At 48.4% G+C, this 12,268-nt stretch carries 8 protein-coding genes and 1 pseudogene; all 9 read left to right on the top strand.

Features of this window, described 5'->3' with window-relative positions:
* Positions 1 to 412 (top strand): transposase (locus tag ACTIE6_RS05595; protein ID WP_439555692.1); only part of this gene is annotated, 412 nt, incomplete at its 5' end.
* Positions 413 to 576: 164 nt separating this feature from the next.
* Complete coding sequence (locus tag ACTIE6_RS05590) at positions 577 to 2,043, top strand: CoA-acylating methylmalonate-semialdehyde dehydrogenase (RefSeq protein ID WP_439555691.1); 1,467 nt, start codon at positions 577 to 579, stop codon at positions 2,041 to 2,043.
* Between the two features lie 63 nt (positions 2,044 to 2,106).
* The gene (iolG, locus tag ACTIE6_RS05585; RefSeq protein WP_439555690.1) at positions 2,107 to 3,144 is read left to right on the top strand and encodes an inositol 2-dehydrogenase; all 1,038 of its coding nucleotides are present in this window, start codon (positions 2,107 to 2,109) and stop codon (positions 3,142 to 3,144) included.
* Between the two features lie 139 nt (positions 3,145 to 3,283).
* Positions 3,284 to 4,893: pseudogene (locus ACTIE6_RS05580) on the top strand (sodium:solute symporter family transporter).
* A gap of 113 nt (positions 4,894 to 5,006) precedes the next feature.
* A complete protein-coding gene (locus ACTIE6_RS05575) occupies positions 5,007 to 5,957 on the top strand; it encodes a class II fructose-bisphosphate aldolase (RefSeq protein ID WP_439555689.1) in 951 nt (316 codons plus the stop codon).
* A gap of 25 nt (positions 5,958 to 5,982) precedes the next feature.
* Positions 5,983 to 7,848 carry a 3D-(3,5/4)-trihydroxycyclohexane-1,2-dione acylhydrolase (decyclizing) gene (gene iolD / locus ACTIE6_RS05570; protein WP_439555688.1) on the top strand — a complete coding sequence of 622 codons (1,866 nt, stop codon included), beginning with the start codon at positions 5,983 to 5,985 and terminating at the stop codon, positions 7,846 to 7,848.
* 153 nt (positions 7,849 to 8,001) lie between these two features.
* Positions 8,002 to 8,904, top strand: a complete 903-nt coding sequence (iolE, locus tag ACTIE6_RS05565; RefSeq protein ID WP_439555687.1) for a myo-inosose-2 dehydratase — start codon at positions 8,002 to 8,004, stop codon at positions 8,902 to 8,904.
* Between the two features lie 188 nt (positions 8,905 to 9,092).
* Positions 9,093 to 10,517, top strand: coding sequence for a S41 family peptidase (locus ACTIE6_RS05560; protein ID WP_439555686.1), 1,425 nt, complete (start codon positions 9,093 to 9,095; stop codon positions 10,515 to 10,517).
* Positions 10,518 to 10,679: 162 nt separating this feature from the next.
* The coding region (locus ACTIE6_RS05555; RefSeq protein ID WP_439555685.1) for a gliding motility-associated C-terminal domain-containing protein at positions 10,680 to 12,268 on the top strand (1,589 nt) is incomplete at its 3' end.

Raw genomic sequence — 12,268 nt, 5'->3', positions numbered from 1 at the left:
GACCGACGCTTACTCACGCAAAATAGTGGGTTGGTCGCTCAATGACAGTCTGGGGATCGAAGGCGGTTTGGTTGCAATGAAAATGGCCTTAAAGCAACGCGACAAGCGCCTGCCACTGATCCACCACTCTGATAGAGGCATTCAATATTGCAGTAAAGGTTATGTGAATCTATTACGTAAAAACAAAATCTGTATCAGCATGACAGAAGAAAACCATTGCTATGAGAATGCATTAGCTGAAAGGGTAAACGGGATCTTGAAACAGGAGTTTTTACTGGATGCCACCTTCAACAGCAAAAGAACGTGTCTGCTATCTGTGAAAGAGGCGATCCAGCTTTACAATGAAAAAAGGCCACATTGGTCACTAAACCTAAAAACACCGGAAGAAGTACACCGAATGAAGGCAGCTTAGATGAAGAAGTAAACATTTCACAAACGTGTCCACTTTTTTCAGGACAAGACAGGGAAATAAACACAGTCACGCAGGTACAAAAAAATCGGTAACACAAAAGACAGTCCCGTAGGGACAAAACATCGGTAACAAAAAAAGTCCCGTAGGGACACCACATCGGTAACATGGAAAGACTACAGAACTATATCAATGGACAGTGGGTCAACAGTCACTCGGCTCAGTTCGAAAATGTGCTGAACCCGGCAACACAGGAAGTGCTGGCTCAGGTGCCTTATGGTAATCACCAGGACGTGGCGGACGCTGCCGAAGCTGCGCAGGCAGGATTTCAGGAATGGAGAAGTACACCGGTTTCTAAACGGGTACAATATCTTTTTAAGCTCAAAACATTGCTGGAAGACAACCTGGACGATATTGCCAGGACGATCGTACTGGAATCCGGCAAAACCTTCGTGGAAGCACGAGCCGAAATGGTGCGCGCGATTGAAAACGTGGAGAATGCCTGCGGTACACCTACCCTGATCCAAGGAGAATTTTCGGAGGATATCGCAAAAGGGATTGACGAGTACATGATCAGGCAGCCTCTGGGTGTTTGCGCGTGCATTGCGCCATTTAACTTTCCCGGAATGATCACGTTCTGGTTCCTGCCCTACGCACTGGCTTGCGGCAACAGCTATATCATCAAACCTTCTGAAAAGGTACCACTTACGATGACAAAGATCGTGGGACTGATGGAGCAACTCGACCTGCCGAAAGGTGTGCTGAACCTGGTGCAGGGAGCAAGGGAAACGGTGGATGCAATCCTGGAACATCCGGTTATTAAAGGGATCAGCTTTGTAGGCTCTTCGAATGTTGCCAGGTATGTATATTCCAAAGGTGCGGCCAATGGAAAACGCGTCCAGGCACAAGGCGGCGCCAAAAATCCAGTCATCGTACTGCCAGATGCAGATATTGAAATGACATCGCAAATCGTGATCGACAGCGTTTATGGCTGTGCAGGACAGCGTTGTCTGGCGGCTTCCACCATTATCACAGTAGGTGAGCACAAAGACATTACCGAAAGCCTGGTGGAATCTGCGAGAAGCCGGAAGACAGGTTTTGGTCTCGATACAGATGTACTAATGGGGCCGGTAATAACCAGTGAAAGCAAAAATCGCGTCCAGCAGCTCATTGAGAAAGGGGTACATGAAGGGGGACGTTTACTGGTTGACGGACGGAATGCAAAAGTGAATGGATTCGAGCAGGGTAACTTTATCAATCCGACTATTATCGAAGATATCCCGCTCGACGGCGAGCTTGCTTCTACTGAAATTTTCGGGCCGGTCCTCAGTTTGGTACATATTAATACAATCGACGAAGCGATCCGCTTTATCAATTCCGGCAAATATGGAAATATGGCGTGCATCTTCACAAGCAGCGGTTCCAGCGCACGCAAGTTCCGTCACGAAGCAGAGGCTGGTAACATCGGGATCAACATCGGCGTAGCTGCTCCGGTTGCCCAATTCCCATTTTCAGGCTGGAAAGAGAGCTTCTACGGCGACCTCCACGGTCAGGGGAAACACGCTGTCGAATTCTTCACCCAAACCAAAGTGGTGATAGAGCGCTGGCTGAAAGAATGGAACAGGAAATTCTAAAAAACAAAAATCATTCATCAATCCATACCCGTCGACTTAAGTCGACGGCAAGGTTATATTCAAATGACAAAAAAACTTAAGACTGGTGTGATTGGATTGGGCCGGATTGGCCAGATCCACCTAAGTAACCTGGTGCACCATATGCCAGATGCGGAAGTGATTATTGCCTCGGATGTATCGGAGGCGTCGCATGATTTTGCGAGAAACCTGGGTGTAAGAGAAGTAACGACCGACGCTTACGATGTGATCAACCACCCGGATGTGGAAGCTGTAATCGTTTGCTCCCCTACTCCGTTCCACGTTCCATATACCGTGGCGGCAGCGCAACAGAAAAAGCATATTTTTTGTGAAAAGCCCCTGGATGTAACTCTGGAAGCGATTCAGGCCGCGGAGAAAGCGGTGAATGAGAATGGGGTAAAGCTGATGCTGGGGTTCAATCGCCGTTTTGATGCCAACTTCAACAATGTAAGAACGCTGGTTGAGGCTAACAAAATTGGAGACCCGCACATACTTCGCATTACCAGTCGCGACCCTGCGCCTCCTCCTGTTGAATACCTGAAAATATCGGGCGGTATATTCCTGGATATGTCAATCCACGACTTTGATATGGCGCGGTACATCGTGGGCAGCGAGGTAAAAGAGGTTTTTGTAAAAGGAGATGCGTTAATCCATCCGGAGATCCGTGAGTTTGGTGATATCGATACTGCTGTCATCGTTCTGACATTTGAAAACGGCGCAATTGGCGTGATCGACAATAGCCGAAAGGCAGTTTACGGGTACGACCAGCGACTGGAAATTTTCGGCTCAAAGGGAATGGCCAAAGCGGAAAACAACACGACAGACACATTGATCCACTTCGATAGCAATGGCGGCCACAGTTCATTACCGCTGCATTTCTTCCTCGAAAGGTATGAAACTGCTTACCGCGTTTGCCTTAAATCTTTCATAGATTGCGTGCTGAATGACAAACCCTCCCCTGTCGATGCGCACGATGGACTGATGGCAACTGCGATTGGCATTGCAGCAATGCGGTCACTTACAGAAGGCAGAAGTGTAAAAATGAGTGAGGTGTTGGAGATGGCAGAGGCAAGAGCAGTTTGACATTCTTTTGTCATTTATGGTCACATGTGGTCATATATTGTAAGCAGTCATTTTCGTAGATCAACAAAGACTCACGAACAACAAATGCTAACAATTGACCACCAATGACCCATATTTTACCCTAACCCTTGATACCCGAATGTCCACTACCGGATTGCAAGCGCTGGATTATGTTGTATTCTTTATTTATCTGATAGGCGTTTCAGCTTACGGATATTGGATATACAAGAAGAAAACCGCAAAAGAAGTCAGTTCAACAGATTATTTCCTTGCCGAAGGTTCTCTCACATTCTGGGCAATTGGCGCGTCCATTATCGCTTCCAATATCTCTGCCGAGCACTTTATCGGTATGTCAGGTTCGGGGTTCGCGATCGGATTGGCTATTTCCTCCTATGAATGGATGGCGGCGGCTTCGCTGATTGTGGTTGCGGTTTTTATCCTGCCGGTTTATCTCAAAAACAAGATTTACACGATGCCGCAGTTTCTTCGCGAGCGGTATAATCCTACCGTCGCGACGATTATGGCGGTTTTCTGGCTGTTGTTATATGTTTTTGTAAACCTGACTTCGATCCTGTACCTCGGGGCGCTGGCGCTGGAAGTTACTGCCGGACTGGATTTCAATTACGCTATCATCGGACTGGGGATTTTCGCTGTAATCATCACCATCGGAGGGATGAAAGTGATTGGGTATACCGATGTAGTTCAGGTGGTTGTACTTGTACTGGGCGGGCTTGCCACTACTTATCTTGCATTGGACCTTGTTTCAACGCATTTCAACAAGCCAGGGATTTTTAATGCACTCGGATTATTACGCGAGCAGGCCGATTCGCATTTTCACATGATTTTGCCAAAGGAAAACCCCTTTTACAAAGACTTACCAGGCTTGACGGTTATTATCGGTGCAATGTGGATCAATAACCTGGCTTACTTTGGTTGTAATCAATACATCATTCAACGAAGCCTTGGGGCTGATTTACTTACCGCGCGCAAGGGTATCCTGTTTGCTGCCTTACTTAAATTATTGATCCCGATCATTGTAGTTATCCCGGGCATCGCTGCTTTTGTTTTATATCAAAATGGCATGTTCCAGCAGGAAATGCTGGATGGCGCCGGTGTTGTAAAGCCCGACCATGCATATCCTGTTTTGCTCAACCTATGGCTGGCTTGAAAGGAATGGCATTTGCGGCACTTACCGCGGCGATTGTAGCTTCACTGGCAGGAAAAGCAAACAGTATCTCGACCATATTTACGCTCGACATTTACAAACAATACATTGCACCAAATGCTTCTGAAAAACAGTTGGTTCGGGTTGGTCGCTATACCATTTACGTGGCAATGGCGATCGGGGTACTGATCGCCCCTCAGCTGCGCGTGCTTGACCAGGCTTACCAGTTTATCCAGGAATACAGCAGCTTCATTACCCCGGGCGTTTTCGCGATTTTTATTCTTGGAATGTTCTGGAAAAGAACAACTTCCGCAGCCGCGCTAACAGCCGCATTGCTCACTATTCCGCTATCGACCGCCGGGAAGTTCCTGGCACCGGAAGTACCTTTTCTCGATAGAATGGGCTACATATTCCTGATACTCTGCGCAATTATTGTTGCAGTTACACTCGCCGATCCCAAAAGCCGGAACAATCCGAAAGGCCTGAAAATAGAAAAATCCATGTTCATGCCCGGCCAAAGCTTTGTAATTGGTTCGATATTGATTTGTGGGGTTATAGCGGCGTTGTATGCGGTGTTTTGGTAGACTTCGGCGGTTGGCCGTCGGCTATCGGCTAGGCTCAATACTAAATTAATAATCTGATCAAAAAAGGCCGAAGGCCGAAGGCCGAAAACCGAAAGCCGACAGCCAGAAAAAAAATGCTCCTAACCACAAAACAACTCTTCGCCCAATGCTACTCCCGCTATGCTATCCCTGCGGTGAATGTGTTTTTCATGGAGGAAATCCACGGTCTGTTTGCGGCGGCGCAGGAAGCTCAGGCACCGTTTATTGTTCAGACGACGCCTTTTGCAAGAGATTATGCGCACCCCGAAATGCTACTCTCAATGATTGGCGCCGCCGCACGGATCTACCCGGATGTAACCTACGCCATTCACATGGACCATGGGTATGAAAAACATATCTTCGATGCCATTGAAAAAGGCGGCTACACTTCCGTGATGATCGACGCTTCGCATGATAGTTTCGACAAGAATGTAGCGAGAACCAGAACCGTGGTGGAAAAAGCGCACGCGAAAAATATCAGTGTGGAAGCCGAATTAGGCGTTTTAGCAGGCGTCGAAGATGATCTGACAGTCGATGCGGCGCATTCTTTTTACACAAATCCGCAAGAAGTAGTTGATTTTGTAAATGCGACGGATTGTGACAGTCTGGCTATTGCAGTAGGTACCAGCCACGGGGCCTACAAATTCTCGGGCGGACAAGGTTTGCAGTTTCACATTCTGGAAGAAATCCAGAAAAGACTGCCCGGCTTTCCGCTCGTTTTGCACGGAGGCTCCAATGTGATCCCGGAGGTAATTACGCGGATCAATGCGGCAGGCGGCAAGCTCAAAACCGATGCAAAGGGAGTCCAGGAAGAAGAGGTAAAAAAAGCTATTCCGCTGGGTATCTGCAAGATCAACATTGCTACGGATACGCGGCTGCTCTGGACCATGGTAAACCGCGAGTTTTTCCGGGACCGTCCCGACGAATTTGCCCCAACCACACCAGGAAAGCAGTTTATGGAAGAATACAAGCAGTTTATGCTGAAAAAATTTGCGCTTTTCGGCTGCACAGACAAGGCCGGAGAATTTAAGAACATCAACTCCTGAACCAGATTCAGAAAATTTTAGGATTATGACCAGAAGACTTACAGTAGCCCAGGCTACGATTACATTCCTGAAAAATCAATATATCGAGCGCGACGGCGTGGAGGTTCCCTATTTTGGAGGCTGCTTCGGCATTTTTGGTCACGGGAACGTGGCCGGTCTGGGGCAGGCTTTGCAGGAAAATCCGGACTTCCGGTATTACCAATGCAGGAATGAACAATCCATGGTACATACCGCTGTTGCTTATGCCAAAGTAAAAAACAGGCTGGGCGCATTTGTTTGCACCACTTCAATTGGACCGGGCGCAACCAATATGCTCACCGGCGCGGCGCTCGCGACGATCAACCGGCTGCCTGTGCTGTTGTTACCTGGCGATATCTTCGCGACGCGGGAGCCTAACCCGGTTTTACAACAATTGGAAAGTGCTTCTACGCAGGATATTTCAGTTAATGATTGTTTTAAACCCGTTTCAAAATACTGGGACCGCATTAATCGCCCGGAGCAGCTGATTTATTCTCTACCCGAGGTAATGCGCGTGCTTACTTCCCAAGCCGAAATGGGCGCGGTGACATTGTCGATGCCGCAGGATGTGCAAACGCACGCTTATGATTTTCCTGAGTCCCTTTTTCAAAAGAAAGTGTGGCACGTAGGTCGGCCACGACCCGATGTTACAACTGTGCAAAAAGCCGCTGAATGGATCAGAGCGAGCAAAAATCCCGTGATTGTGGCAGGTGGTGGTACCATTTACAGTGGCGCAACTGATACATTACACGAGTTTGCCAGCAAAACCGGCATTCCCGTTGGGGAGACTTTCGCGGGTAAAGGCGCAGTGCGCTACGACGCGCCATACAGCATTGGCGGGCTGGGCGCGACGGGTACCAAGTACGCGATTGAAATCGCCAATGAAGCCGATCTGGTGATTGGTATCGGTACGCGATACAGTGATTTTACAACGGCTTCCAAGTCTATTTTCAAAAACCCCGAGGTTAAGTTTATCAATATCAATATCTGCGAATTTGACGCATTCAAACATGCGGGGTTACCAGTTACGGGTGACGCGAAGGTTGTTCTGGAAGAGATCTCGGAGCTGATCGGCGACTATGAGGTGTCGGCAGAATACCGCCAGCGTGTTGCTGATATGAACAAAGCCTGGGACGATGAAGTCACGCAAATTTACCTCGACGGCAACAGTACCACGCCGCCGATCGATCAGGCAATTGTAATCGGAACGCTCAACAGCTTTATGGACGATCGCGACGTGATGATCAATGCGTCTGGCAGCGCTCCGGGCGACCTGCATAAACTGTGGCGCGCCACCGATCCCAAGAACTTCCACCTCGAATACGGATACTCTTGCATGGGCTATGAAATCGCGGCTGGTTTGGGTGCAAAAATGGCTGATCCGACGCGGGAAGTGTACGTGATTTGCGGCGATGGTGGCTATCTGATGAACAATAATGAGATTGTTACAGCAATCCAGGAGGGTGTGCGGTTTACGATCCTGCTTTTGAACAACAACGGTTTTGCCAGCATCGGTGGACTTTCGGAAAGCATTGGCAGTGAGCGCTTTGGAACCATGTATCAGTACAGGGAAGAGAATTCCGGGCAGCTATCCGGTGGTTTCCTGCCGGTTGATTTGGCTAAAAATGCAGAGAGTCTGGGCGCAAACGTGATCAAAGCGACTGACAAGGATTCCCTGGAAGCTGCATTGGCCGCCTCGAAGACGAGCGACAGGGTTACCGTTATTTACATTGAAACAAGTTTGTACCGGACCGTAAAAGGCTACCACGCGTGGTGGGAAGTCCCGATAGCAGAAGTATCGACTTCTGAAAAGGTGCAGCAAGCTTTTGAGACTTATCAGGAGAACAAGAAGACGCAGCGAATTTTTCTTTGAAAGGGGATTAAAGGGAGGAGGGAGGAAAGGGACGAAGGAGGAAGTAAAAAAGTTTTTATTAACAACAATTAATTATAGGATTGGATTGAAGGCGAACGGGCGGAAAGTACTTCCTCCCCTTCCTCCTTCCTCCCTTTCCTCCATATGAAAAAAATGAACTTCGAGAACATCAAACTGGGCGTTGCGCCGATTAACTGGACCAATGACGATATGCCGGAGCTCGGCGGTGAAAATACTTTTGAGCAATGCGTAAGTGAAATGGCGCTGGCCGGCTTTACGGGCTGTGAAGTCGGCAACAAATTCCCGCGCGACATTAATGTACTCAGAAAAGCGCTGGAACTTCGGGGCTTGCAAATCTGCAACCAATGGAACAGTTACGAACTGACCACCAAATCATTTGCAGAAAACAGGAAGAACTTTACTGAGCTCCTTGACTTCCTGGAAGCAATGGGTGCGAAGGTGATCGGCGGAGGTGAGACTGGCAACAGCTGTCAGGGAAGAATGGATGTACCTGTGCTGGAAGGAAAAGGGATGCTGAAAACCAAGGATGAATGGGACAGCTTCACTTTCGGGCTGAATGAACTTGGGAAAATCGCGCGCGACCGCGGGATGAAGCTTGCTTTTCACCACCATATGGGAACGTGCATTCAGACTATCGAGGAAACAGACAGACTGCTTAACGAAACAGATCCTGAAAATGTATTCCTGAATTATGATTGCGGCCACTTCCATTTTGCTGGTGAAAATCCGGTAGAGGCGCTGGCCAAGTACATTGGAAGAACTGCCCACATTCACCTCAAAGATGTTCGGCCTAATGTGTTGCAGCGGGTACACGATGAGCGGCTGAGCTTTTTAACGGCTGTCAAAAACGGTGTCTTCACTGTTCCGGGCGATCCGGAGGGTTGCATTGACTTCCCTTCTCTTTTCGCGATTATCAAAGAAAGCGACTACAAGGGCTGGATCGTACTCGAAGCCGAACAAGACCCCGCAAAAGCAAACCCACTGGAATACGCCATCATCGCACGAAACTTTTTCAGAGGCTTGACTGGGATCTAGTTTGTTACAACCCAGCTTTCCGCCGCGCCTACGCGAAGGATTTTAGTGGCCGTATCGCCACATTTAACAGAATGCATACGTAATACCGATCAGGTTCGTTAATGTAACGCTAAATCTGATCGTGCTTATGACTGGTAGTTTACCTAAAATATAAACCTACTAATATGCTGAATGTTAAAAGATTGAATTTGCTCTACATACTCCTGCCCGCGCTGCTCGCCGCAGGATGCAAGGGGAAGGAAGTGGCGCCGGATATTGAGACTGCTGCTGATTCTACTGCGGGTACCGACTATGTTGCAGTCAACAACTGGCTGTACGAGATCATGGACGATGCCTACTTCTGGTATAAAGAAATGCCCGCCAAAGCCAATCTGGATGCGAGTACTGACCCTTACAAGTACTTTGAAAAGCTCGTATACCAACGCGCCACAGTGGACCGGTTTTCGGGTGTAACCAATGATATTGCCTCATTACAAAATGAGTTCAATGGAATCAGCAAGATCTTCGGGATCAGCTACTCGCTCTCTTACATTGATAATGGAAACTCGAACATTGGTGTGTTCCTGAATTATGTGGTAAAAGGCAGTCCGGCTGCTGCGGCTGGTCTGAAACGGGGCGATATTCTTCTCAAAGTGAATGGTACCCAGCTCACAGCCAGCAATTACGCGACGCTGCTTAATGGTGAAACCATTACACTTACATTGGGACAATTACAGGGTAACTCGATTACAGCCACGACCAATACCGTTTCCATCACGAAAGCAGAGGTTACCGAGGATCCGGTTGCATTCTCTTCCATAATTTCAAAACCGGCCTACGGTAAAACGATCGGGTACCTGGTTTACACCCAGTTTGTGCCGGGAACTGCCGCAGATGAAGAGAAGTATGACAACGAGCTACGTCAGATATTTGCGGATTTCAAAAGTAAAGGGGTGAATGAACTCGTGCTCGATCTGCGCCTAAATTCAGGCGGGTATATCAGCTCTGCCAAAACGCTCGCTTCGTTGATCGGCAAAAACATATCTGCCTCCAAGGTCTTTTATAAAGAGGTTTGGAATGACAAATACAATACATACTGGCAGCGCACGAAAGGTGCTGATGCACTCAACTACAAATTTCAAAGCGAGGCTAACAATATCGGAAATAACCTCAACCGCGTTTTTGTACTTACCTCAAATGGTACTGCGTCGGCAAGCGAGCTCGTGATCAACGGACTTGAACCTTATATGGAAGTGATCACAATTGGTGAAAATACGGCCGGTAAAAACCTCTTCGGTTCGCTGATTAACGACGATCAGAAAAGATGGAACTGGGGTGTATACCTGATGCTCGGCCAGACTGTGAATGCGAATGACAAATCAGATTACGGAACAGTAAATGGTATGACGCCGGATTATCTGACTGAGGATTCGAAAGTACCTTATCTTGCATTCGGCGATGAAAATGAAACTTTGCTACGGAAGGCAATGGACGTAATGGGCATTCCCGCGAGCAGTAACATGCGCGTTGGTGCAACCAAAACGGTGAGCTCATTCCGTAAATCGCTGCGCGACGATCTGCAAGCTCCGCGTAACCTGATGATCCGCACTGAAAAGCCTGCATTGCTCAATTAATGAGCCTTAAAGTTGATAAGATATCGGGAAGGGAGGTCTGGTTATCAGACTTCCCTTTATTTTGAATAAAACAAAAATGCAGGCACCTCACTGATTTGCCTCCATTTGAAGTAATTTTGTTACTGTTCGCTCACGTTCATCGTTTCTGGTTGTGGCTGTTCTATGAGATTCAAATTTCTACCTGTTCTTCTCTTTTTTCTTTACTTCATAGATACTGCGGCTGGACAGTCTGTGAGGCACACATACCGTTTTTACAAAGACCTGCTTGTAGCCCAGCCTGAATGCGGACCGGCACTGACGCCCGTGCAGGCTCTGGGTTCCTGTGCAACCGGTACCACCGGCGGTACTTATCCCGATGACCGGCTCCCCTGCGGCGTACAAAGGACAGTGTACCACAACACGCTCAACTGGGGGCTCTCCTACCCCAATGACGAAGGCGCGATTACCGATAACTATTCCATTCAGATGTACATCAAGGTGACGGATTGGGGTACTACCTGGGCGCGCATTATCGACTTCTCAAACGGCGCACTGGATGAAGGGATTTATTTCAAAAGTACACCGGGATCCGAAGACCGCTGTATTGACTTTTATCCGTCGGGCATTGCCGGGGCTTGTCCGTTTTTCAACAAATCCACCTATTACCTGCTCACATTTACGCGGAACGGACAAACGGGAATCATGGATGTGTATGTCAATAACACACTTTTTACTTCCTATAATGATGCACAAAAGAGGTATGTAGGCAAGGCTGGCTCTCCTATTTACATATTCCGTGACGACAGGCTGAAATCCTGTGAATCGGGCTCCGCTAACTTTGCTTACCTGTCTTTTAGCAATAAATATTTTTCCCAAAGCGACGTAGACGCGGCTTACAAGGATATTTGTTTTGTGGCCAATGTAAATACCTACGCCGACTTTTCTATTTCACCAAATCCAAGCTGTGGCTTTCCCAAGAACATCGTGGTTACCTACACTGGAATTATTCCCGCACCGGGAACAGGTTACACTTTCAACTGGGAATGGGGTGGCGCCAAAGTTATCTCAGGATCAGGAATGGGACCTTACGTGGTTAGCTGGGATAGCGGCGGTTCAAAGGATGTTGCCCTGACAGTGGTCAACAATGCCTGCGGGAACTTCCTTTACAACCGAAAACAAGCTGTGATCAGTACGCTGGACCTGGAAGCTACTTCCTTGTCGGGCACCTGCGAAACCGGGAGTGGCGGCAAAATCACATTGAACGGAAGCAAAGGTGTTGAACCCTACCAATATTCGCTCGATTCGGTCAACTACCAGACGGATCCCGTGTTTGTAGTTCCAACAGGAAGTTACCGCGTGTTTGTAAAAGACCAGAACGAATGCACCGTTGCCAAAACCGTCGCGGTGGATTTCAAAAGTGATATCAACCTGAGTGTAAATGCGGATACAGTTGTTTGCGCAGGCGAGTCGGTGGCATTATCAGCAACCGGAAATGGCGAGCGTTTCTCCTGGTCTCCCGCTGATGGGCTGGATAATCCGCTATCCAATGCGCCAACAGCAAGCCCGGCAGGCAGCACGCAGTACATCGTAACTGCCACCAAAGGTTTTTGTACAGTCTCGGACACAGTGCGCGTGGAGGTGCTGCCGAACATTCAGGTGAGCGTCACGCCCGATGCGACCATCGAATACAATGTTCCTTTTCAGCTCAGTGCCTCATCGCCGCAGATCCGGAATCTGAACGACGCTACCTTCGCGTGGTTGCCGCCCGACGG

Origin of the sequence: Dyadobacter sp. (genome assembly GCF_051859145.1) — a bacterium.
In the GTDB taxonomy this organism is placed as follows: Bacteria; Bacteroidota; Bacteroidia; order Cytophagales; family Spirosomataceae; genus Dyadobacter.
This window is presented reverse-complemented; position numbering and strand designations above follow the sequence as displayed.

Coding starts and splice junctions, on each gene's coding strand:
- ACTIE6_RS05575 (WP_439555689.1), top strand. CDS start 5,007: ATGCTCCTAACCACAAAACAACTCTTCGCCCAATGCTACTCCCGCTAT.
- iolG (WP_439555690.1), top strand. CDS start 2,107: ATGACAAAAAAACTTAAGACTGGTGTGATTGGATTGGGCCGGATTGGC.
- iolE (WP_439555687.1), top strand. CDS start 8,002: ATGAACTTCGAGAACATCAAACTGGGCGTTGCGCCGATTAACTGGACC.
- iolD (WP_439555688.1), top strand. CDS start 5,983: ATGACCAGAAGACTTACAGTAGCCCAGGCTACGATTACATTCCTGAAA.
- ACTIE6_RS05590 (WP_439555691.1), top strand. CDS start 577: ATGGAAAGACTACAGAACTATATCAATGGACAGTGGGTCAACAGTCAC.